Genomic DNA, 22,189 nt, shown 5'->3' with positions numbered 1-22,189 from the left:
CGCCTCACGCTTATTCCCCTCGCATTGGCCATCGGTGGCTGTGACATCCGCTTTGAGCAGGAGATTGAGGAAGAGCTGGTCTCGATCTGCGAGCCGGTGATCTTCGAAGATACTCCTCTGGTGCAATGCACTGCCGATCCTGCGCAGCACGCCATCGCTATGGATCTGGCTCCCGAAGGCGAGGAAACGCCCTATCGTTCCCTGCGCGAGCTTTCTTTCGCCGAGCGACCGGACGGCGCGCCGCATATCGTGTTCGCGGCGAATGGCGGCATGTTCGATGAGGAAGGCTTTCCCATCGGCTATTACGTCGAGGATGGCCGGCGGCTGACCGTTCTCAATCAACGCGATGGGCCGGGCAATTTCCATATGAGGCCCAATGGTGTTTTCTTCGGCGATGGTCCCGCAGGCCCTTGGCAGGTTCTCGATACGGAACGCTTCGCAAGCCGCGGCCAGCGACCGAACTTCGCCACGCAATCGGGGCCCATGCTGGTGGTGAACGGCGAATTGCACCCCGATATCCAGCCCAACGGCACCTCTCTGCGTATCCGCAACGCCGTGGGGGTAGACGAGCTGGGCCGCGCACATTTCGTGATGAGCGAAGTGCCGGTGAGCTTCGGCAAGCTCGCGCGCTATTACCGCGACGTCCTGAATGTCGACAACGCCCTCTATCTGGATGGCAGCGTGTCGCAAATATGGGATGTACCCAATGATCGACTGGAAACCGGATCGCCCATCGGTCCGTTGATCGTTGTCACAATGCAGGACGAGAATTCATGAGCGAATACCGCGAACTTTACCCGATCACCGAGCCTTTCGACAGCGGCATGCTGGATGTGGGCGAAGGCCATTCGCTCTATTGGGAGCGCGTCGGCACGAAAGGCGCGAAGCCTGCGGTGATGCTGCACGGCGGCCCGGGCGGGGGCATCTCTCCAACACATCGCGGCCAGTGGGATCCCGAACTTTACGACGTCCTGCTGTTCGACCAGCGCGGATGCGGCAAGTCCCTGCCCTTCGCGGAAATCGAGAACAACGATACTTGGCGCATCGTCGAGGACATGGAGCGCCTTCGCGAAATGTGCGGCTTTGACAAATGGCAGGTGTTCGGCGGCAGCTGGGGGTCCACCCTCGCCCTCGCCTATGCGCAAAAATACCCCGAACGGTGCAGCGAATTGGTCCTGCGCGGTGTCTTCCTTGGGCGGCGAAAGGAGCAGGACTGGCTCTATAGCCGCGGCGCGAGCGAGATCATGGCGGAGCAGTGGGACGATTTCAGCAGTCTCATCCCCGAAGCCGAGCGCGGAAATCTTGTGCAAGCCTATTACGATCGCTTGACCAGCGATGATGAGGCAACGCGCCTCGCTGCGGCCAAGGAATGGTCTCTGTGGGAAGGAAGCGTCGCGACATTGCTGCCGAACAAGGAGTTGCTCGATAGTTTTGCCGATCCCGCAAAGGCTGTTCCCTTCGCGCGGATTTGTGCGAAGTTCTTCCTGAAGGAATTTTTCCTCGAAGAAGGGCAGCTGCTGAAGAATGCCGACAGGCTGAAAGACATTCCCGGCATCATCGTTCAGGGGCGCCACGATATTTGCACACCGCCCGTTTCCGCATGGGAACTGAAAAAGGCGTGGCCCGAAGCCGATCTTCGGATCGTTCACGATGCAGGTCACAGCGCATTTGAGCCGGGTATCGTCGACGGCCTCGTCCGCGCAACCGATGAGCTTGCTGGCAAACAGGCTTGATTGTGCAGGCACCAGAGGCAATGGCGGCGCAATGATCCTCGTCATCGACAATTACGACAGTTTCACCTTCAACCTGGTCCATTATCTGATGGAGCTGGGCGCCGAAGTCTTGGTCGAGCGTAACGATGCGATGACGGCGGCAGAAGCTGTGGCGCGCGGCGCGAAAGGCGTGCTGATTTCTCCGGGGCCGTGCACGCCGAATGAAGCCGGTGTTTCGCTCGATCTGGTCGCGGCCTGTGCTGACAAAGCACTGCCGTTGCTCGGCGTATGCCTGGGCCACCAGGCTATCGGTCAGCATTTCGGCGGACGCGTTGCGCGCGGCGGTTTGATGCACGGCAAGACTTCGCCGGTAGACCATGATGGGACAGGCGTGTTCGCCAATATCCCCTCGCCCTATATCGCGACGCGCTATCACTCGCTGATCGTGGACAACATTCCCGATTGCCTGCTGGTGAATGCGCGAAGCGAGACTCCCGGGCTCGATGGCAGCAGTGTGATGGGTTTCCGCCATGCGGACCTTCCGATCCATGGCGTGCAGTTCCACCCGGAGAGCATCGCCACCGAGCATGGCCACAGGCTGCTCGCCAATTTCCTCAACATCTGCGGGATCGAAGCGAAGGTGCCTGTATGACCGTTCTTCCTCCCACTGATATCCCGCTGACTGAAGCTGATGCCGAGCGTGCCTTTGGCGATATGCTCGACGGCAAGCCCAGCGAAGAGGAAATCGCCGAATTCCTGAGCGGACTTTCCGATCGCGGTGAGCGCGCGGAGGAGATCGCCGGTGCCGCGCGGGCCATGCGCAAGCGGCTGATCCCGATCGAAGCGCCCGACAACGCAATCGACGTGTGCGGCACGGGCGGCGATGGCCACCATACGCTAAACGTCTCGACCGCTGTTTCTCTTGTCGTCGCGGCCTGCGGCGTTCCGGTGGCGAAGCACGGCAATCGCGCGGCGAGTTCGAAATCGGGCGCAGCAGATACGCTCGAAGCTCTGGGCCTCGATATGGATGCAGCCGGGCGGACTGCGGAGAAGACGCTCGCAGAGATTGGCATCTGCTTCCTGTTCGCCAAGAACCATCACCCCGCGATGGGCCGCATTCAGCCGATCCGCCAGAAGCTCGGCAAGCGCACGATCTTCAACCTGATGGGGCCGCTGTCGAACCCGGCGAAGGTTCGGCGTCAGTTGATCGGTATAGCGCGCCCGGCCTACGTGCCGATTTATGCAGATGCGATGGCGCGCCTCGGCACCGAGCGCACCTTTATCGTCTCCGGCGACGAAGGATTGGACGAGCTGAGCCTGGATGAAGGCAACGAGCTTGCCGATGTGACGGGCCGCGAAGTCCGTATGCGCCGCGTCGATGCGAGCGATGCGGGCCTCAATCATGCTCCTGTCGAAGCTATCAGGGGGGATGACGCGGTCCACAATGCCAAGGCGCTCCAAGCGCTACTTCTCGGCGCGCCCGGCCCCTATCGCGATGCCGTCCTGTTCAACAGCGCAGGCGCGCTGATGGTCGCTGGCGAAGTCGACAGCTGGCAGGACGGCGTCGAAGAGGCGGCCGAGGCTATCGACAAGGGTCTCGCGAAGGCGCTGCTCGAATGCTGGATCGACACGGCCAAGTAATGAACAAGCTCGAAGAAATCTGCGCTGTGAAGCGTGAGGAGGTCGCCCGCCGCAAGGCGGCAAAGACGCTGTCCGATTGTGATCGTATCGCGCAGAAGAGCACGCCGCCACGCGGGTTCAAGCGCGCGCTTGAGGAAGCATCTGCCGAAGGCTTCGGCCTCATCGCGGAAATCAAGAAGGCCAGTCCTTCGAAGGGGCTGATCCGTGCCGATTTCCGGCCGCATCAGCATGCGCTCGATTACACTAAAGGCGGCGCGGCCTGCCTCTCTGTCCTCACCGATGCTCCGTATTTCCAAGGTCACGAGTCTTTCATGATGGAAGCGCGGGCGACCACCGATCTGCCCGTGCTGCGCAAGGACTTCATGGTCGACCCGTGGCAGATCGCCGAAAGCCGCATGTTCGGCGCGGATGCAATCCTGATCATCGTGGCGGCGCTGGACAACGCGCAGATGGCGGAAATCGAAGCCGCCGCGATCGAGCGCGGGATGGATGTACTGATCGAAGTGCATGACGAGGAGGAACTGGAACGCGCAGCCACGCACCTCACCTCTCGCCTGATCGGCGTCAACAATCGCAATCTGAAGACGTTCACCACCGACCTCAGCACGACCGAACGCCTCGCGCCGCTCGCTCCGGAGGGCAGCCTGCTGGTGGGTGAAAGCGGCATCAACTCGCATGAAGACTGCTTGCGTCTTGCCGAAAGTGGTGTGCGCTGTTTCCTCGTCGGGGAAAGCCTGATGCGGCAAGAGGATGTCGAGGCGGCAACCCGTAGCCTACTCGGTCACTAGACTTTACAAATCATTCTTCGCAAATGCGCCCAACCGTGCCTATGTTACACCCCTGACCAACTTTCATGAAGGGGATGCAATTATGGGTATTTTCAGCTCGATAAAGAACGCGATTTTCGGCGACGATGACGACGACAAGAAGGTGGAGCACGGCGCGAAACCCGCGTCGAAGACTGTCGAGGCAGGCCGCCCGCGGCCTGTCAGCACAATGGATTTGGAAGAAGCGCTGGAGAACAAGCCGGGCGCAGACAAGCTCAACTGGCGGACTTCGATTGTCGATCTGATGAAGCTCGTCGGCATCGACCCAAGCTATGAGAACCGCAAGGAGCTGGCCGCTGAGCTGGGTGACAATGATTATTCGGGCAAGGCCGAAGAAAACATCTGGCTGCACCGTCAGGTGATGGCGAAAATCGCAGCCGAGGGCGGCAAGGTTCCGCCATCGATGCTCGACTGATATCCTCGAACTAGCTGACATGGCGGGCGATCTGCGATAGGTCGCCTGCCATGTCTGAGCTTACCCATCTGGATGATGACGGCGCGGCGCGCATGGTCGATGTCGGCGCCAAGCAAGTGACCGAGCGGAGCGCAACTGCTGCGGGCTTTTTGCGCGCTTCAGCCAGTACAATCGCTACCATTAGTGAAGGTAACACGCCCAAGGGCGATGTGCTGGGCACTGCGCGGATTGCCGGAATTATGGCGGCGAAAAAGACCGCTGATCTCATCCCGCTCTGCCATCCGCTTCCGCTGGACAGCGTCACAATCGACTTTGCCTTTCATGAAGAGAGCATTGCGGTCACTGCGACCGCGCGCCTTTCTGGCAAGACCGGCGTTGAAATGGAAGCGCTTACAGCAGCTTCCATCGCACTCCTGACACTTTACGACATGGCTAAAGCGCTCGAAAAAGGCATGGTGATCGAGCAGGTGCGGCTGCTGTCGAAGACCGGGGGCAAGAGCGGTGACTGGCACGCGAGCGAGGCAAGGTGAGCCCTCCCCCGCCGATTCCCTTGGAGGAAGCGCAAAAGCGACTTCTTGAGCTTGCTGAGCCGCTGGAATCCGAAATATTTCCCGTATCCACGGCAGCGGGCCGCTATCTTGCCGACAATCTGTGTTCTTTACGCGAAAATCCGGCGGCAGATCTTTCCGCAATGGATGGTTATGCCATTCGTGCAGACGATCTGGCGGGACCGTGGCGCATCATTGGTGAAAGCGCCGCGGGTCATCCATTTGCAGGCTCGCTGAAGCATGGAGAGGCGATACGTATCTCAACCGGCGCGCACATGCCGGACGCCGGCGGCGCGGTGCTTTTGCAGGAGCACGCGCACCGCGAAGGCGACACTCTGTCAGTGACGGATAGTCACTCAGCCAGCCCGCAATACGTTCGCAAGCAAGGCTTCGATTTCCGCAAAGGCGATGCGCTTCTTAAATCAGGAACGCGGATCGGTCCCGCGCAGATTGCCGTTGCGCTAGCTGGGGGACATTCGACAATCAACGCAGGGAAATTGCCGCAGATCACAATTATCGAATGCGGCGACGAGCTTGCAGCAGACCCCTTGGAGTCCGCAGATCACCAAATCCCCGCCACAAATGGCCCCATGCTCGCCGCGATGGCCGCGCCCTATGCTTCCCAATGTAAGGTGATCGGACCGATCGCCGACGATAAGGCGCAACTCATCGCCGCATTCGATCAAACCGAGGCGGATGTGATCGTTACCTGCGGCGGCGCTTCTGTCGGCGATCACGACCTCGTGCGTCCCGCCCTCGAAGACTGGGGCGCCACGCTGGACTTCTGGCGTGTTGCGATGAAGCCGGGAAAGCCGTTGATGGTCGCGCGCAAAGGCAAGACTATCATCCTTGGCCTGCCAGGTAATCCGGTCTCGAGTTTCGTTACCGGCTATTTGTTCTTGCTACCGCTGCTCCGCCGCCTCGCTGGGCCATCCGCATCATTACCCACGACCGTCATGGCGAAACTTACGGCGAAGCTGCCGCCGGTGGGTGACAGGCGCGAGTTCGTTCGCGCGCACCTAGCAGGCGGCGAGATCACCCCGGTGAACGAGAATGACAGCAGCGCCCTGCGCGCACTTGCAGCCGCCAATGCCCTCATCGAGCGACCGGAAGGGTCTGGCCCCCAAGAGGTGGGAACACCGGTTAAAGCCTATTTGCTCGAAAATGGCGGTATCGCTTGACTTCAGCAATTCTGTTTCATAATTGTTCTTTATTCGTTCCCGATGTGGAACATTTGAGTGAGGGACAAGCGCATGCTGACCGCGAAGCAACATGAATTGCTGTTATTCATCAATCGTCGTCTGGAAGAGGCGGGCATTTCGCCCAGCTTTGAAGAGATGAAAGAGGCGCTCGATCTGAAGAGCAAATCGGGTGTTCACCGCCTGATTTCGGCTTTGGAAGAGCGTGGCTTTATCCGCAGGCTTCCCAACCGCGCCCGTGCGCTCGAAGTCGTCAAAATGCCGGACAACGTTGCGAATGATGCGGTCGCCAAGGCCACAACGCCGCCTGCTTCCGCGCCTGCGCCCGCCAATGACGTGATCGAAATCCCTCTGCACGGCCGCATCGCCGCAGGTGTTCCGATCGAGGCGCTGGAAGACAGCCAGTCCCTTCCGGTTCCCGCAGCTTTGCTCGGCTCTGGCGAGCATTACGCTCTGGAAGTTTCCGGCGACTCTATGATCGAGGCCGGCATCTTCGACGGCGATTACGCTCTCGTGAAGAAGGGCAATACTGCGCGTGATGGAGATATCGTGGTTGCACTCGTCAATGGTGAGGAAGCAACGCTGAAGTATCTCTTCCATGAAGGCAGCAGCATTCGGCTCGATCCGGCGAATTCCTCTTACGATCCGCAGGTTTACGCTGACAGTCAGGTCGAAGTGCAAGGCAAGCTTGCCGGACTGCTGCGCCGCTACCACTAGATTTAGTTTTTGCATTCCAGAGGAAGCGCCGCGCAGTCTCCGGGACAGCGCGGCGTTTTCTCTTTGGAGTCTCGCGCATTGAGCAGACGCGGAGCGGGTCAGTCCTCTTCCCGCCTGCCGCGCCACCAGCCATGATCACCTTCGCTTTGGGCAACCGAGCGATAGCTTTCGTCACCAAGGTTGATGGCAAGCCCTCCGGTCGCGCTCAACATCCGGCCATCCGCCTTCAGCCAGCGCGGCTCGCAGCTTCGGGGTAACCAGCGATCGGCGATGACGATATCAGCGCGCTCGCAAGCGGCAGCGAGGGCGCGTTCGGCGACGATATCGCGGCTTCGGCTCATCAAGATGTGCCAGTCACGCCCGCCCCTATTGAGCGCAATCACGCAGAAATCGCGACTGCATTCCGCCCCCGGCCATTCAGCTAGTGGCAGTGGTTCACCCTCTACCCCGGCAAGCTCAAGCAAATTGTCGCGCGTAAAGCTGCTTCTCGTATCACGCAGGACCAGCAGGCGATCATCCTCTCCCGTGACGCCGACGTGGCGCCCGTCGCCAGAAATCAACACATCTGGCACGGGTGTGATCGCCAGGACGATGCAACCAATCGCAGCAGGCACAAATCCAAGCAATCGCGCCCTGCCACGCCACAACGCCAGCCAGAGACCCCCAGCGACAAAGAGCAGGACAGTGCCCAAGGTCATCTGTGGGATCAGTTTGACTGCGCCGGGTTGATCGGCCGTAAAATGGGCTATGCCAATTAGCAGGTCGAGAGATTTGCCGACCAGCCACCAGAATGGCGCTCCAGCACCGATGACATCGAAGATAAGCGCAATCGCGATCAGTGGCATGGAAATAAAAGTGACGAGCGGAATGGCGATCACATTGGCGAGTGCACCGTACACACCCGCGCGGTGAAAATGGAAAAGCACCACGGGCATCAGTGCTATTTCGATCACGAGCCCCGTAACGAGCAGCATGATCGTGCGCCGAGACAGCCAGGTCAGCCTACCCTCATCTCTTGGTGCGAGAAAGCGTTTCACCGGCTCGGCGTTATGCAATGCGATGATGGCGATGACGGCCGAGAAGCTCATCTGGAAGCTCGGACCGACAAGGCTTTCGGGCCAGACCAGCATCACTGCCATCGCCGCGACTGCTACCATCCGGAGCGACAGTGGCTCCCGGCCCAGAGCAAGCGCGATTAGCACCAGCAGAGCGGCAATGCAGCTACGCACCGTCGGCACCTCAGCGCCGGTGAGTAGGGTATACCCCACCCCCGCAAGCGCCGCGATTCCCGCTGCGGCCACCGGCAATCGCACGCGCAAGGTTAGCCAAGGCCACAATGCGAGCAGCTTGATGGATATCAGATACCCCGCTGCGATCACCGCGCTCACATGCAACCCACTGATAGACAGAAGATGCGTCAGCCCAGCGTCGCGCATCGCATCTTCATCCGCTTCGGAAATCCCTCCGCGATCACCGCTGGCAAACGCCGCAGCAATACTTCCCGCCGAGCCGCCCAATTCACCCCGCACATGATTGGATAGTACGCGCTGTAGCTGCGCTATAGGCGCCTGATCCCCACGTGCTGGTTCGATGATCGAAATGTCGCCCTGCACACTTCCGGTCGCGGCGAGGCCCTGAAACCAGGCCGTGCGAGCGAAGTTATAGCTCCCCGGCAACATGGGCGCCGTCGGCGGCATCAACCGTACCTGTGCCCGGATGAGCGCGCCTTCGGCCATTGCATCTTCAGCGTCTTCAATCGGCACGTTGATACGTATCTTGACCGCTTCCCCATCATCCGGCGAGCGAATGGCGAGCACCAGGCGGACGCGGTCCTGGGCGGGTTGTTCGATCCGCTCGAGAATGCGGCCTTCAATCTCTTCGAACATCGGCCTTTCAAAGGCCTCGGCACCGACCATTTCGGACCGCGTCCAGATCAGCGCAACGCCAAATGCGAATAGCAGGCCGATCCCGAGCAGGCCGCCGGTCAGATGCACGCGATCGTCTCGCCCGCGCCACCACGCCAATCCAGCCAAGGGGAGCATGAGGCCGGCAGCAATAGCGGCAACCCACATTGCGGTACTGGGAAGAGCGAACCACGCGCCAATCCCGGAGGCCATGGCAACCGCCATCCACGGCCCGCGATCGAAGCCTGCACCTGCAAGAAATGCCTCTGCACCGTCGGCCAAGCTGGACAAAGAGGCGCGCTTTCGCCAAGGCGTCTGCTGCAACGCAACATCGCGCTCATCGTCCCCCAGCGGAACCAGCGGTGGCTGCCGCGTTGCCATGAAAGATACAGGACAGGAAACAACGGCTTATGGCAAGCGCAACCGGATTAAATGCTGGCAATGATCGTCCGGTGGTGACGCGGTTTGCGCCCAGCCCGACCGGGTTCCTACACATTGGCAATGCCCGTACCGGTCTGTTCAGCTGGCTCTATGCGCGCCATTTCGGTGGCAAGGCACTTCTGCGGATCGAAGATACCGACAAGAAGCGCAGCACGCAGGAAGCCATCGACGTCATTTTTGACGGCCTCGATTGGCTCGGTCTCGAGTTCGATGATGAGCCGGTTTACCAAAGCTCTCGCGCCGATCGCCATGCCGAAGTCGCACACAAGATGCTGGATGCCGGTAAGGCATACAAATGCTTTGCAACGCCCGAAGAGCTTGCCGAGATGCGCGAACAGCAGCGCGCCAACAAGCAGCCGATGCGCTATGATGGTCGCTGGCGCGATCGCGACGCTTCGGAAGCGCCTGCAGATGCGCCTTACACGATCCGCGTAAAGACCGAGACTGATGGCGAAACCGTGATCGAAGATGCTGTGCAGGGCCGCGTCACGGTGAAGAATAGCGAGATCGACGATTTCATCCTGCTCCGTGCAGATGGCACGCCGACATATATGCTCGCAGTCGTTGTCGACGATATGGATATGGGATGCACCCACATCATCCGCGGCGACGATCACCTCAACAACGCCTTCCGCCAGATTCAGGTGATCCGAGCGATGCAGGGTGTCGAAGATGGCTGGGAAGAGCCGACCTATGCCCATGTGCCGCTGATCCACGGTAATGACGGCGCGAAGCTTTCGAAGCGTCATGGCGCGCTGGGTGTGCGTGACTATCGCGAGATGGGCATCCTTCCCGAAGCGCTGTTCAATTACCTGCTGCGTCTTGGCTGGGGCCACGGCGACCAGGAAGAGTTCAGCATGGAAGAGGCGATTGCCCTTTTCGATATCGACGCGGTGAACAAGGGCCCGAGCCGCTTCGACATGAAGAAGCTGCTGAACATGAACGGCAATTACATTCGCCAGGCGGATGATGCACGTTTGGCAAAGATCGCAGCTGATCTGATCGGCCCGGAAGCCGATGTCGCGCTGCTAACGGAAGCCATGCCGGTGCTCAAAACGCGCGCGCGCGATATGAACGAATTGGCCGCTGGTGCAGAGTTCCTGTTCAAGCAGCGACCGCTGGAAATGGACGAAAAGGCAGCTGGATTGCTCGATGACGAGGTGCGTATGCGACTTTCGTCTATTTCAGGCCGGTTGCAGGCAGAAACGGACTGGACAATTGAGGCGCTGGAGGCCAATCTGAAAGCATATGCGGAGGAGCTGGGACTGGGTCTTGGCAAGCTCGCACAGCCGCTTCGCGCGGCGCTTACAGGGACGACAACCTCGCCCGGAATTTTCGATGTGCTGGTCCTTCTCGGACGGGAAGAAAGCCTCGCGCGGATTGATGCGCAGGCAGCGGCCTGAAACGGCTGCCCAGTTAGGACAATTTTGAAGGAGAAGCCCTTTGGCTGACAAGCAGGCGGAATTGACAGTAGGCGGTGAAACGCATGACTTTCCCACTCTTGAGGGGAGCGTTGGCCCCGAGGTCATCGATATTCGCAAGCTCTACGGTAAGACCGGAAAGTTTACGTTCGATCCGGGTTACAAATCGACAGCGGCCTGCGAAAGCGCGCTGACCTTTATTGACGGCAATGAAGGTGTGCTGCTCCACCGCGGCTATCCGATCGGCCAGCTGGCCGAGCATTCCAGCTTCATGGAAGTCAGCTATCTGATGCTCAATGGCGAATTGCCGAAGCAGGATGAGCTGGACGAGTTCACCAACACCATCACCTATCACACGATGCTGCACGATCAGATGCGGCAGTTCTATCAGGGTTTCCGCCGCGATGCGCACCCGATGGCGATCATGTGCGGTGTGGTGGGCGCACTCTCTGCCTTCTACCATGACAGCACCGACATTTCGGACCCCGAGCACCGCAAGATTTCCAGCCATCGCCTGATCGCCAAGATGCCGACGATCGCTGCAAATGCTTACAAATATGCTGTCGGCCAGCCCTTCATGCAGCCGCAGAACTCGCTCAGCTACACCGGCAACTTCCTGCGCATGACCTTTGGCGTGCCGGCCGAAGAGTATGAAGTGATCCCGGCTGTCGAAAAGGCGATGGACCGGATTTTCATTCTCCACGCCGATCACGAGCAGAACGCCTCGACTTCGACCGTTCGCCTCGCCGGTTCGTCTGGCGCCAACCCGTTCGCCTGTATCTCTGCCGGTATCGCCTGCCTGTGGGGCCCGGCGCATGGCGGCGCCAACGAAGCTGCGCTCAACATGCTGCGCGAAATCGGCACGCCGGACAAAATCCCGCACTACATCGAGCGCGCGAAGGACAAGAACGACCCGTTCCGCCTGATGGGCTTCGGTCACCGCGTCTACAAGAACTACGATCCGCGTGCGACCGTGATGCAGAAGACCGTGCGCGAAGTTTTCGATGCGCTCGACGTCAAGGATCCGGTGTTCGAAACGGCACTGCAACTGGAAGAGATCGCGCTGAACGATCCCTATTTCCAGGAGAAGAAGCTGTTCCCGAATGTGGACTTCTATTCCGGCATTATCCTGTCGGCGATCGGTTTCCCGACGACGATGTTCACCGCGCTGTTCGCCCTCGCCCGTACCGTTGGCTGGGTCGCGCAGTGGAACGAGATGATCTCCGATCCCGGCCAGGTCATCGGTCGCCCGCGCCAGCTCTACACCGGGCCGACGCAGCGCGATTACGTGCCGGTCAGCGAACGCTAAGCTTTCGCATTTCGAATAAGAGAGCCTCCGCTTCGGCGGGGGCTTTTTTATGCCTAACCGCCATCCGGATCGGCAGGAATTTCCAAGGTAAAGCGAGCGCCCTGCCCCTTGGCGCTTTCCACCGTGAGATCGCCATTCATGGCGCGGGCAAGACGGCGCGAGATATAGAGGCCGAGGCCCGACCCGCCATCGCCCTTACGGCCCAATCGCTCGAATTTGGCGAAGACCTTGGATTGCTGGTCGTCATCCAGCCCCTCGCCCTGATCGGCGACTACGGCTCGGGCGTGCCCGTTCTCTTCTTCAACGCGGACCCATACCTGTCCGCCCTCAGGCGAATAACGGATCGCGTTACCGATAAGGTTGAGCAGGACCTGCAAGGTCCGCCGGAATTCGCCAATGGCAGGCACGCTCTCATCATCCTTGGGCGCATCGAGCTGAATGCCGCGTTCCTTCGCGCGAACACCCAGAATACCGACCGCACGGCGCGCGACATCAGCCAGGTCGATATTGTCTGGCGCGGGTGAGAATTCCTCATCCTCGACCATTTCCAGCGTCGTCAGATCATCGATCAGCGCCAACAGATGCTCACCGGCGGAGGCGATATCGGCAGCGTAATTGCTATACTCGTCCGCGAGTGGGCCAGCGAGCTGCGTGCGAATGGTCTCGGCATTGGCGATGATGCGACTGACAGGCTGCCGCAGGACCGGCGCGATATCACGCCCGATACCTGCGCTGCGTTCCGGTTTTCGCGATTGCTTCTTGATGCGCTCTTCCAGCGGGCGATCCGGTACGAGGTAAAGCTCAAAGCCCTCGCTGCCGGGCTCGGCCTTGCCCATTGGAACAAGCTGGGCGGCCCATTCGCGTTTGCTCTCGGGCACCGAGACGAGAGCGCCGTCCAGCAGGCGCCAATGCAGCGGCTGCTCGTGGCTATAGCCAGCGGGGCTTGCAAAATTGGTCCATGGCTGGCCGACGCCTGCCATCATCTGCTCGCCAAGCATATCGAGATCCACCGCCGTCCAGTCGACTGTCAAAAGCTTCTGGTCGGCATCAAGGCGTGCTGTCAGGCCGGACAAGTGCCGTACCAGCGCAAGGTGGCCACGGCGCTCGTCATCTGCGGCAGCGATCGGAATATCTTCAGCGTCCCACGTGCTGATGGTGATGATCGTGCCTGCTTTGCCTGGCACCACTTCCGCCCAGGCAGAAATCTGTTCGACTGAGTCCTGCGCGCGTATGGCGCGCGACAAGCGCTTCCCCGTCTGGCGCGCCTTGCATACAAGTTCGAGCAAGGCAGGCGTGACGATAGCGCCGGGGATTTCACCGCCGGCTCGCATGTGAAAGCTCGCCAGCGGCTCTTCCGCCTCGATCAGGCGGTTGTCGGCGTCAGTTCGCGCCCGGGCAGATATGATGCTGGCGGAGGACATTGCCTCAATGCATGCCTTCGTTTAGCGCTTCATCCAACATCGCAGCGGCACGATCGGCGCGGATCGTGTCGAAGCCATCGGGCAGCGTGATTTCTGGATGCAGGTACAGGAACTGTTCTTCGACCGCGCTCTGGCTGAGACCGGCGGCACGCAGGCTCAAGGCCAATCGGGCGCACTGGTTTTCGCCGAGGGACATGATGACGGTATCGCGCTTGCGATCCGCGGCCATGCTCACGGCGGTGACGAAAATCGACAGTCCGGCATGATCCACGGCGAGCGCGCGGTTGGCGCGGTGCTGCATGGCGGAAATCAGGCGAATAAATTGCGCAACGCGGCGTTGATCGGGATCATACGCATCGCACATGGCCTTTTCGGCAGATGCTGCGCTTTCGCCGTGCTCTGCGGTATGCTCGCGGAAAATCTGCATGGCTCGCTCAAACAAATCGTGCGGAAGCTCATAAATCGGCAATTCCATGCGGCCCTGTTGCTGCATGAAGCGCGCCTGTGCGGCCAAAGCGTGCATTGCCCCGGCCGCAACAGCTTCATCTGTCGAGGCCGCAAGTTCCTGTAGCAGCGGCGAAAGCACGGCATCGATCCCGCTCCGACGGCTCAAGTTTGAAGCCAGCTTGGCCTCGATAGTGATCGCGTGCGCATGCGACAGGAAGTCCGTCTCATCGAGCAAGGCCAAGGCGATCTCGTCGAGATTTTCCTCGATAAACTCGGTCCGGTTGTTGATGCCCCTGACATCCACGAGATTCGCCAACATCTGCTGGGCGAGATGCAGCATCATCCCGCGAATGGTGGCGATGACTTCATCGCTGAACAGCGCGTGGTCTACATTGGCCAGCAGATGGCGCAGGATCGGGGGCGCAGTTGCGATAATCACATCGCCATGCGCAAGCTCGCGCTGCAGCGTCTTTTCGACCGCGCTGGCCGATGAACCGGATGAATTTTGCTCGCTCATGCGTGCGGGCATAATATGACAGCGTTAATTCCGCGTTAGCCGCTGTCTGCCGCCGGCGGCAGGAGATGCGCCGCCAAAACTAGCGTCGCAACAAGCATGAATGCTACTTCGGGAGGCAGAACGGCTGAAAGTATAGCCAATCCACTGGCGATCAGGGCGCGGTCCCGCAAGGGGGCACTGATTGCGGGTATTGGCCGTCGGTCGAGCAGAAACAGCGCGGCGAACAATACGAATGGCGGAAATGCGGCGCGATACCACAGACTGTCGATGGTGAGGACACCGCTGGCAAGGATCGCAACATCGACCGCTTTTCGCAGGATGGGCCAACGCGTTATCTGTCCGAACGGCGCCACGGCAAGCTTTGAAATGCCAAGCATCACTTCCAGCACCGGGACACTCAGCGCAGCGAGCGCGAACGCGGCGACAGGCAATTCATAGAAAGCGGCTGTTATACTCCCCACGAGCAGAAGGCCCGAGAGCGCGAGAATACCGGGTTTCGCCCAGGATCTCTGCATCAGCCAGCCACCGGCGCGAGCCGCTATGGAACTGCCCAGCCAACGCGATGGTGCAGTCAGAGACCCCTTTCCGAGATGCGTTTGCATCCATCCAGCTTCATGCCTCTTGGCGGAGTCCGCGTCCCGGATAATCTGCCATTTGCCATCATCGAGTACGCTGTCGTCCAACCGCGCTTCGGAAAGGCGGTGTTGCAGGGCGATGCGCAGCAAAGCTGCGTGAGGCGCCGCATCTTCTGGCAGGGAGGTCAATTGGCCCAGCCATTTGCCCGGCAAGGTCATCACTCCGCCCCATGCCCGGTCCAGATCGATCCGCTCGAACCCTGCCGCTGTCCCGGGCCCTGCAGAAAAAACGAGCATCCGGTCGCCTTCTGCGCGGATCAGCTCAAGCGCTTGCCGCGATTCGGGCAACAGGCCTGGCTGGAATATGAGCAGACTATCGTCATCCTTAATCGCTCCGGGCAGCGCATGCGCATTGGAGATGACCTGATAGCGCATACCCGCCTTCTCGACCGCGTGGCGCAACGCAATCGCATCCTCCGACGCGCCGCCGCCATGCGCGATCACCTGCTTGCAACCGCATTGCTGCGCAAACAGCAATTGCCGCTGGGCGAGTGTCTTGCCTGCGACTGCTGGCTGGGGCGTATCACCCGGTTGCGGCAAGGAAATGAGCGCGGCGCGCAAACTGGAATGCTCCCAAGGCGGAATTGCCTGCGCCGGAAACTAGGCAGTCCTGTCCGCGCTGCCAAGCGAAGCCGTCAGCTGTCCGCCGAAAATTCCCGACTGAAGAGGTTCAATTTGCGAATGATTGCCGGATCACCGGGGGCTCCATCCAGCGCTTCCTCCGCAAGAGCGACCAATCGAGCCGCATGAAAGCTGGCACCCAGACCTTTGATGCGTTCGGCGGCCATGCGCCAATTGCCGTCACACCGGGACCGGCGCAACAGGTCGATTTGGTTGTTGAGGCTTTCGCGAAAACTGTCACGCAGCTCATTGCGCAACGCCAGATCGTCGCCTGCCACAGTAGCGAGCGCCAATTCAAAGTCGGGATGCGAATACGCCATGGCGTTGCCAATAGCGGACAACGCGTTAAGGCAGGGTTTCAACCGATGAAGGGTGTGTTAGGTATACGAAATGTCGCGCCGCCGTTCACTCCATCCCGTCGATAATGACGAGGCCTTTGAAGCTGAGGCTGAAACTGCTCCGGAAATTGAGCAGGAAGCCGAGCATGAGAGCGAGTCAGACCAGTTTCTGACCGAACCCGAATATGAAGATGCGTATCGCCCCGCCCGTTTCGGATGGGTCGTCCCGACGCTTGCCATCCTCGCCGTGTTGGGCTGGACGGGCTTTTTCGGGTGGATCCATCAGGCGGAGATACTTGCCGGAGCAACACCCTCGCAATGGGCTGACTGGATTGTTGCATGGTGCGTCCCTGTTCTGCTGATCGTGGGGCTGTGCCTGCTTGCGCTCCGCAATAGCGCACGCGAAGCAGCCCGTTTCGGCGGCATTGCCCGTCAGCTGTCAGACGAATCCGCCCTCCTCGAATCCCGCCTTGCGGTGGTAAACCGTGAACTGAGCCTGGCGCGCGAATTTATTGCTGCGCAGACACGCGATCTCGAATCGCTCGGCCGAGTGGCCACAGAACGGCTTTCGACCAACGCCAGCCACCTGCAATCGCTGATCCATGACAATTCCGCCCAGCTGGACAATATTCGGACGGTTGGCGAGACCGCGGTCAGCAATATGGAAAAAGTGCGTGACCAGTTGCCGGTCCTTTCCAGCGCGGCGCGCGACATGTCGAACCAGATCGGCAATGCAGGCAATACGGCGCAAACGCAGGTTGAATCGCTGGTGGAGGCCTTCGAGCGCCTCAACCAATTCGGCGAGACTGGCGAGATCCACGTCCAGCGCGTGAATGACACCGTCACCAGCACACTCGACGCTTTCGATCGCCAGGTGGCGGCTATCGGTGAAGTTACGCAGGCGCGCTTCCGCAAATTGCGCGAAGTCAGCGACACCTTCCGCGCCGATCTGGTCGAATCCGAGGATGCTGCGTTTGAGACGATCAAGCACCGTGCGGCGGAGCTTTCGCTTGCACTCAACACCCAGCTCAATGCCCAGCAGGAACTGGAAGACGACGCGCTGACCAATATGCGGGAGCGTATCGCTACGGTGACCTCGGAGGGCGAAGCACTACTCGCCAAGATGGGCGACGGGCGCGAAGAGGCTGCTTCTGCCTGGAGCGAAGCGATTGTGGCGCTCGAAACCCGCATGACGGAAGCCATTGCCGAAATCACGCGGGTCGATGAAGCGGCTATGGCGAACGCGCGCAACCGCCTCGCGCAGTTGGCAGAAGAAGCCGAGCGCGTCGATGAGCGGACGGCGGAATCTATCGCCGCATTCGATGCCGATATGGATCGCCGCCGCAGCCAGCTGGACGAGCGCGAAGCTGCGGAAGTGGAAGCGCTGGAAACCAAGATTGCTGAGCTGGATGCGCGGATTGCGGAACGTCAGGAAGAGCATCTCGCCCATGTCGCGGGTCTTGCCGAACGCGGCGATGCACTTGCACAGCGCCTTGCCGAAATCGACGCGCAGATGAGCGAAATCGCCTCTCGCGGAGACCTGACGCGCGAAGATCTTGGCGAGGCTGCGGCCCTGCTTGGTGAGCGCATTTCGCAGAGCCGGACCATGCTGGAGGACAGCGGCACGCTGATTTCGAACCTGACAGACGATAGCGTCCGCCTGCTGGAAATCATCAGGTCGAGCGCGGATCATTCGCAGGGTGCTCTCGCCGAAGCCGTGGGTCAGGCGGAAACCCGCCTCACAGCCTTCGGCGAGGAAGCCACGCGCCTGCATACTCTTATCGGGGAAGCAGAAGGGCGCGGGGCCACGCTCGCGAGCCATGTCGAGGCGGCCAACACCGGCGGGCAGGCCACTCTCGAGCAATTGCGCGAAATGGAAACCCAAGTCTCCACGCTTGCTGCTGAGAGCGAGCGACTTGCAGAGCGCACGGGAAGCGAATTGCGCGAGGCATTGGAACTGCTTGCTGCATCATCCACCACGGCGCTTGAAAGTCTGCGCGATGATCAGAACAGCGTGCTCGATGATATCGCCGCAAAGATTGCCAGCGAAAGCCGCGAGCGCATATCCGATGCGATCAAGGCCGATGCAGCTTCGACGATTTCCGAACTGGAAGCCGCGGTTGTGCGCGCGTCCGAAAATGGTCGCGACACCGCTGTCGGCCTGCGCAACCAGCTCGGCAAGCTGAACGAGCTCGTGAGCAACCTTGAGCAGCGCGTCACTTACGCGCGGGAGCGGGCCGAAGAGAAAGTCGACAGCGATTTTTCACGCCGAATGGCGCTCATCACAGAGGCGCTCAATTCCGCTGCGATCGATATTGCGAAGGCGTTCGACAATGAGGTGTCCGACACGCAATGGGCGCAATATCTGAAAGGTGATCGCGGGATCTTCACACGCCGTGCTGTGCGGCTGCTTGATAAGCAGGATGCCCGCGCGGTGGCCGAAATCTACGGTGAGGACAGTGAATTCCGCGAGACGGTCAATCGCTTCATCCACGATTTCGAGGCGATGCTGCGCGAGATCCTCGCGACCCGCGATGGCAATGCGATTGCTGTCACGCTGCTGTCCAGCGATACGGGCAAGCTGTATGTCGCGTTGGCACAGGCGATCGACCGCCTGCGCAACTGATCATTCGTACCCGGGCGGCGTCCCGAAAATGTTTATGTCGTCGACGGTCACCCAACCCTCAATGTAATTGGCGACGTAGAGCGCACAGAGCACCGCTGCGAGGATCGTAGCGCGCCAGACGATGCGCCAAGGTTGGAAATTCACCGGTGCGCTATCGGCCTGCCCCGGCACCTTCTCAACGCCGGCTTCGTCAGCGGTGCGCACCCCGAAAGGCAGCAGGATGAAGGCGCTCATCACCCAGAACAGCAGGTAAATCGCGATGATAGAGGTGAGCTTCATTGCCTCCGCCTAATCAGCATCGACCATGATCACGCGCGTCTGCGGCTTCTTGCCCGACCAGCGCTGCGCCGCGCGACGAGCAGCCAGTCGCGCCGCTTCCTTGATCGCATCGGGATCGTCCCTGCGGCCTTTGCGGAGTTTGACCAGCGCTTTGACGACATCGGCCTGCGCCTCTGCGACGAAATCATCGTAATCCTCGTCCAGCGGCAGGCCGATACCTTCTACGAGAACACCGCCCTGCCCGTCGAGCACGACAAGCAAAATCCCGCTATGCGCCAGACGACGTCGCATGGTGATCGCATCGCCATCGGATGGGATGATCAGATCGCCATCGAGCACCAGTCGCCCGGTGCGCACTTCGGCGAGCTTTTCCGGCTTACCGGGAGCAAGGCGAATGATGTCACCATTCTTCTGGAAAACGTTGTGCGGAATGCCATTCGCAGCGCCAAGCCGCGCCTGTTCCTGCATGTGTCGCACTTCTCCGTGAACTGGGACCAGGATCTCCGGCCGGATCCAGCCATAGAGCGCTTCCAGTTCGGGCCGCCCGGGATGTCCGGAGACGTGGATCTCGCTCTGCCTGTCGGTCACCATCACAATGCCGCGCTCGGCGAGCATGTTCTGGACGCGTCCGATCGACATTTCATTGCCTGGTATCACGCGGCTCGAGAACAGGATCACATCTCCGCGATCGAGAGCCAAAGGATGGTTGTCCTCCGCAATTCGGCTCAGTGCAGCGCGCGGCTCGCCCTGTCCGCCGGTAGCAATGATCATCAGATTTCCGCGCGGCAAGTCCATCGCCCGGTCGAAATCGACGGGTTCGGGGAAGTCCTGCAGATAGCCATTGGCCTGCGCCACGCTGATCATGCGATCAAGCGAGCGGCCTGCAACGCATAGCTGGCGGCCGGTTTCTTTTGCCACCTCACCCAGCGTCTGCAAACGCGCGACATTCGAGGCGAAAGTTGTCACCAGCACGCGTTTGCCGGCATGCTTTTGCACTTCTTCGAGAAGCCCGCGATGCACCGCACCCTCGCTACCCGACGGCACCGGATTAAATACATTGGTACTGTCACAGACCAGCGCGAGAACGCCTTCGTCGCCTATCTCGGCGAGCTCGTCCTCTGTGGTCGGCTCCCCGATGATCGGCTCTTCGTCCAGTTTCCAGTCACCAGTGTGGAAAATCTTGCCGTAGGGCGTCTCGATAAGCAGCGCATTGCCCTCGGCAATCGAGTGGGCAAGCGGCAAATAGGTGATGTTGAATGGACCGATATCGAAGCTGCCGTGATCCTCATCGATCACATTCAGTTCGATGGAATTGCTGAGCCCCGCCTCTTCCAGCTTGCGCATGATCAGGTCGGCAGTGAACGGCGTCGCATAGAGCGGCACTCCAAGCTCATCGGCAAAATAGGGAATCGCGCCGATATGGTCCTCGTGCCCGTGCGTCAGGACGATGCCGAGCAAATCTTTGTGGCGATCTTCGATAAATTCCGGGTCAGCGAACATCAGTTCGGTGCCCGGATACTCACTTGCGCCAAAGCTCATGCCAAGGTCGACCATCAGCCATTTGCCCTGACAGCCATAGAGATTGACGTTCATGCCAATCTCGCCCGAACCACCAAGTGCCAGAAACAGGAGTTCATCCTGCGGGGTAAAATCTTTTTTCATTAAGCTCCTGCGCGGTCAGCCAGGATCTGGAGGCCGCGTATCGTCAAATCTGCATCTATGACGTCAAAAATATCCGTCTTCTCATCGAACAATATGGCGAGCCCGCCCGTCGCTACAACCTTTACCGGGCGACCGAACTCGGCCTTCATCCGATCGATCAGCCCTTCCATCATGGCGACATAGCCCCAGAACACGCCGATCAACATCTGATCCTCTGTATTGCGCCCGATCACGCTGGTCGTTTCAGGCGCGCGGATGGCGATGCGCGGAAGCTTGGCCGTCTTGCCAACCAGCGCGTCGAGCGAGAGATTGATGCCCGGCGCGATGATGCCGCCCTTGTAAGCGCCGTTGTAATCGACCGCTTCAAACTTCGTAGCGGTACCAAAGTCCACCACGATCATGTCGCCGCCGACCAGCTCATGTGCGGCGATGCAATTGAGCGCGCGGTCCGATCCCAGCGTGTGTGGCTGATCAACGTCGATCTCGAAATCCCAGGCTGCGGCGCCCTGCCCTGCGAAGAGCGGCTCTATGCCGAAGTATTTTTGGGAGAGAACAGTCAGATTGTGATCGGCTCGCGGCACGACGGACGAGAAAATGATGCGCGTGATGGCGCTCCGCTCGATGCCCTCGACTGCGAGCAATTGAAGCAGCCACACAGCGTATTCATCGCCCGTGCGCCGACCGTCAGTCGCGATGCGCCACCGCGCGCGTATCTCGGTGCCATCGAAAATGGCGAAGACGACATTGGTGTTGCCGACATCGGCTGCGAGCAGCATGCTCAATCCTCCAGCATTACATCGCCCGCGTGAATGACACGGGTTTGACCATCGGGCAAACGCAAGATCAGTGCCCCGTCCTGATCGAGTCCAGCAAATTTACCGGCTGCCACCTGGCCTTGGCCATCGTGCACTACGAGCTTCGTACCAATCGAATGCGCAGCGGCACACCAGCGAGCTATCAAATGCGGCGTTCCTTCTGTGCGCCAATGATCGAGCTCCCGCTTGACGCACGGTGCCAGATATTTGAGCGCATGCTCTTGGCTCGCTTCGTATTTCGAGTTCCATTGAGAGAGATACGTGGTCTTCCTGCCAGCAATTTCCGGAGCGCCGTGCAGATTGATGCCGACACCTGCGACCACAGTGTCCTCGTGCCGTTCGAGCAAAATTCCGGCTGTCTTCGCCCCATCGATCAGCACATCATTGGGCCATTTCAGCGCAACCTTGTCCCGATCATGGTCGAACATCGCGCCGCAGACATATTCATAAACCGCCAAGCCGATCACGAGCGAGAGCGTGTGCGCTGGAGGGTCATCTTCCCGCAAGCGGAGGATGGTGCTCGCATACAGGTTACCGCCCGTGGCGAGCCACGGTCGGCCGCTGCGCCCCCTTCCCTTGCTTTGGGAACGTGCGAGCAGCCAGTGGCCATCCACCAACTCTTCGCCCTTGCGAAGACGATCCAGCAGGTCTGCGTTGGTCGAGCCGGTTTCCTCGACGATCTCGATCAACGGCT

Annotated in this window: 21 protein-coding genes; 12 read left to right on the top strand and 9 right to left on the bottom strand. The window is 60.1% G+C overall.

Features of this window, described 5'->3' with window-relative positions; genetic code table 11:
• Positions 1–24: 24 nt before the first annotated feature.
• The 9 genes from O2N64_RS11685 (at position 25) to lexA (ending at position 7,059) form a co-directional block, all read left to right on the top strand.
• Positions 25–777 (top strand): phosphodiester glycosidase family protein, encoded by a 753-nt coding sequence (locus O2N64_RS11685; protein WP_271077766.1) that lies wholly within the window; start codon positions 25–27, stop codon positions 775–777.
• On the top strand, positions 774–1,733 hold the full coding sequence (gene pip, locus O2N64_RS11680; protein ID WP_271077765.1) for a prolyl aminopeptidase: 960 nt from the start codon (positions 774–776) through the stop codon (positions 1,731–1,733). The genes O2N64_RS11685 and pip overlap by 4 nt, the downstream gene beginning before the upstream one ends.
• Before the next feature lie 31 nt (positions 1,734–1,764).
• Positions 1,765–2,364, top strand: a complete 600-nt coding sequence (locus O2N64_RS11675) for an anthranilate synthase component II (RefSeq protein WP_271077764.1) — start codon at positions 1,765–1,767, stop codon at positions 2,362–2,364.
• Entirely contained in the window at positions 2,361–3,353 is a 993-nt protein-coding gene (gene trpD, locus O2N64_RS11670) for an anthranilate phosphoribosyltransferase (RefSeq protein WP_271077763.1), read from the top strand. The genes O2N64_RS11675 and trpD overlap by 4 nt, the downstream gene beginning before the upstream one ends.
• Positions 3,353–4,141: an indole-3-glycerol phosphate synthase TrpC gene (trpC, locus tag O2N64_RS11665; protein ID WP_271077762.1), complete on the top strand. Its 789-nt coding sequence runs from the start codon at positions 3,353–3,355 to the stop codon at positions 4,139–4,141. Before trpD ends, trpC begins: the two co-directional genes overlap by 1 nt.
• Before the next feature lie 82 nt (positions 4,142–4,223).
• A complete protein-coding gene (locus tag O2N64_RS11660) occupies positions 4,224–4,595 on the top strand; it encodes a DUF3597 domain-containing protein (RefSeq protein ID WP_271077761.1) in 372 nt (123 codons plus the stop codon).
• Between the two features lie 50 nt (positions 4,596–4,645).
• Positions 4,646–5,125 carry a cyclic pyranopterin monophosphate synthase MoaC gene (gene moaC / locus O2N64_RS11655; RefSeq protein WP_271077760.1) on the top strand — a complete coding sequence of 160 codons (480 nt, stop codon included), beginning with the start codon at positions 4,646–4,648 and terminating at the stop codon, positions 5,123–5,125.
• Positions 5,122–6,324 carry a molybdopterin molybdotransferase MoeA gene (locus O2N64_RS11650; protein WP_271077759.1) on the top strand — a complete coding sequence of 401 codons (1,203 nt, stop codon included), beginning with the start codon at positions 5,122–5,124 and terminating at the stop codon, positions 6,322–6,324. The genes moaC and O2N64_RS11650 overlap by 4 nt, the downstream gene beginning before the upstream one ends.
• 72 nt (positions 6,325–6,396) lie before the next feature.
• A complete protein-coding gene (lexA, locus tag O2N64_RS11645; protein WP_271077758.1) occupies positions 6,397–7,059 on the top strand; it encodes a transcriptional repressor LexA in 663 nt (220 codons plus the stop codon).
• A 98-nt stretch (positions 7,060–7,157) separates the two neighbouring features.
• On the opposite strand, the gene O2N64_RS11640 is transcribed toward lexA, so the two are convergent.
• Positions 7,158–9,344: a ComEC/Rec2 family competence protein gene (locus tag O2N64_RS11640; protein ID WP_271077757.1), complete on the bottom strand. Its 2,187-nt coding sequence runs from the start codon at positions 9,342–9,344 to the stop codon at positions 7,158–7,160.
• 29 nt (positions 9,345–9,373) lie between these two features.
• Between O2N64_RS11640 and gltX the strand changes: the two genes are divergently transcribed.
• Positions 9,374–10,807 (top strand): glutamate--tRNA ligase, encoded by a 1,434-nt coding sequence (gene gltX / locus O2N64_RS11635; protein ID WP_271077756.1) that lies wholly within the window; start codon positions 9,374–9,376, stop codon positions 10,805–10,807.
• Between the two features lie 40 nt (positions 10,808–10,847).
• Positions 10,848–12,134, top strand: coding sequence for a citrate synthase (locus tag O2N64_RS11630; RefSeq protein ID WP_271077755.1), 1,287 nt, complete (start codon positions 10,848–10,850; stop codon positions 12,132–12,134).
• A 53-nt stretch (positions 12,135–12,187) separates the two neighbouring features.
• Here the strand turns inward: O2N64_RS11630 and O2N64_RS11625 are convergent, their stop codons facing one another.
• The 4 genes from O2N64_RS11625 to O2N64_RS11610 form a co-directional block, all read right to left on the bottom strand.
• Entirely contained in the window at positions 12,188–13,555 is a 1,368-nt protein-coding gene (locus O2N64_RS11625; protein ID WP_271077754.1) for a sensor histidine kinase, read from the bottom strand.
• Between the two features lie 4 nt (positions 13,556–13,559).
• Positions 13,560–14,519 (bottom strand): hypothetical protein, encoded by a 960-nt coding sequence (locus tag O2N64_RS11620; RefSeq protein WP_271077753.1) that lies wholly within the window; start codon positions 14,517–14,519, stop codon positions 13,560–13,562.
• A 35-nt stretch (positions 14,520–14,554) separates the two neighbouring features.
• Positions 14,555–15,694 (bottom strand): hypothetical protein, encoded by a 1,140-nt coding sequence (locus O2N64_RS11615; RefSeq protein ID WP_271077752.1) that lies wholly within the window; start codon positions 15,692–15,694, stop codon positions 14,555–14,557.
• A 95-nt stretch (positions 15,695–15,789) separates the two neighbouring features.
• Positions 15,790–16,095, bottom strand: a complete 306-nt coding sequence (locus tag O2N64_RS11610) for an Hpt domain-containing protein (RefSeq protein WP_271077751.1) — start codon at positions 16,093–16,095, stop codon at positions 15,790–15,792.
• Positions 16,096–16,165: 70 nt separating this feature from the next.
• Here O2N64_RS11610 and O2N64_RS11605 point away from each other — a divergent pair, with 70 nt between their 5' ends.
• A complete protein-coding gene (locus tag O2N64_RS11605; RefSeq protein WP_271077750.1) occupies positions 16,166–18,739 on the top strand; it encodes a hypothetical protein in 2,574 nt (857 codons plus the stop codon).
• Here O2N64_RS11605 and O2N64_RS11600 read toward each other — a convergent pair whose 3' ends face one another.
• From O2N64_RS11600 to O2N64_RS11585, 4 genes are read right to left on the bottom strand one after another with little or no spacing between them, the layout of a single operon-like run.
• Positions 18,740–19,018, bottom strand: coding sequence for a DUF1467 family protein (locus O2N64_RS11600; protein ID WP_271077749.1), 279 nt, complete (start codon positions 19,016–19,018; stop codon positions 18,740–18,742).
• A 9-nt stretch (positions 19,019–19,027) separates the two neighbouring features.
• Positions 19,028–20,680 (bottom strand): ribonuclease J, encoded by a 1,653-nt coding sequence (locus tag O2N64_RS11595; protein WP_271077748.1) that lies wholly within the window; start codon positions 20,678–20,680, stop codon positions 19,028–19,030.
• Entirely contained in the window at positions 20,680–21,456 is a 777-nt protein-coding gene (locus tag O2N64_RS11590) for a type III pantothenate kinase (protein ID WP_271077747.1), read from the bottom strand. Before O2N64_RS11590 ends, O2N64_RS11595 begins: the two co-directional genes overlap by 1 nt.
• Before the next feature lie 2 nt (positions 21,457–21,458).
• A complete protein-coding gene (locus O2N64_RS11585) occupies positions 21,459–22,184 on the bottom strand; it encodes a biotin--[acetyl-CoA-carboxylase] ligase (protein WP_271077746.1) in 726 nt (241 codons plus the stop codon).
• Positions 22,185–22,189 lie beyond the last annotated feature (5 nt).

This window comes from Aurantiacibacter sp. MUD61 (assembly GCF_027912455.1).
Lineage (GTDB): Bacteria > Pseudomonadota > Alphaproteobacteria > Sphingomonadales > Sphingomonadaceae > Alteraurantiacibacter.
Note: the sequence above shows the minus strand (reverse complement) of the source record. Positions and strands in the feature narration are given on the sequence as shown.

Excerpts from the sequence above, each read along its gene's own strand:
- pip (WP_271077765.1), top strand. The coding sequence starts at position 774 with ATGAGCGAATACCGCGAACTTTACCCGATCACCGAGCCTTTCGACAGC.
- O2N64_RS11675 (WP_271077764.1), top strand. The coding sequence starts at position 1,765 with ATGATCCTCGTCATCGACAATTACGACAGTTTCACCTTCAACCTGGTC.
- trpD (WP_271077763.1), top strand. The coding sequence starts at position 2,361 with ATGACCGTTCTTCCTCCCACTGATATCCCGCTGACTGAAGCTGATGCC.
- trpC (WP_271077762.1), top strand. The coding sequence starts at position 3,353 with ATGAACAAGCTCGAAGAAATCTGCGCTGTGAAGCGTGAGGAGGTCGCC.
- O2N64_RS11660 (WP_271077761.1), top strand. The coding sequence starts at position 4,224 with ATGGGTATTTTCAGCTCGATAAAGAACGCGATTTTCGGCGACGATGAC.
- moaC (WP_271077760.1), top strand. The coding sequence starts at position 4,646 with ATGTCTGAGCTTACCCATCTGGATGATGACGGCGCGGCGCGCATGGTC.
- lexA (WP_271077758.1), top strand. The coding sequence starts at position 6,397 with ATGCTGACCGCGAAGCAACATGAATTGCTGTTATTCATCAATCGTCGT.
- O2N64_RS11640 (WP_271077757.1), bottom strand. The coding sequence starts at position 9,344 with ATGGCAACGCGGCAGCCACCGCTGGTTCCGCTGGGGGACGATGAGCGC.
- gltX (WP_271077756.1), top strand. The coding sequence starts at position 9,374 with ATGGCAAGCGCAACCGGATTAAATGCTGGCAATGATCGTCCGGTGGTG.
- O2N64_RS11625 (WP_271077754.1), bottom strand. The coding sequence starts at position 13,555 with ATGTCCTCCGCCAGCATCATATCTGCCCGGGCGCGAACTGACGCCGAC.
- O2N64_RS11620 (WP_271077753.1), bottom strand. The coding sequence starts at position 14,519 with ATGAGCGAGCAAAATTCATCCGGTTCATCGGCCAGCGCGGTCGAAAAG.
- O2N64_RS11610 (WP_271077751.1), bottom strand. The coding sequence starts at position 16,095 with ATGGCGTATTCGCATCCCGACTTTGAATTGGCGCTCGCTACTGTGGCA.
- O2N64_RS11605 (WP_271077750.1), top strand. The coding sequence starts at position 16,166 with ATGTCGCGCCGCCGTTCACTCCATCCCGTCGATAATGACGAGGCCTTT.
- O2N64_RS11600 (WP_271077749.1), bottom strand. The coding sequence starts at position 19,018 with ATGAAGCTCACCTCTATCATCGCGATTTACCTGCTGTTCTGGGTGATG.
- O2N64_RS11595 (WP_271077748.1), bottom strand. The coding sequence starts at position 20,680 with ATGAAAAAAGATTTTACCCCGCAGGATGAACTCCTGTTTCTGGCACTT.
- O2N64_RS11590 (WP_271077747.1), bottom strand. The coding sequence starts at position 21,456 with ATGCTGCTCGCAGCCGATGTCGGCAACACCAATGTCGTCTTCGCCATT.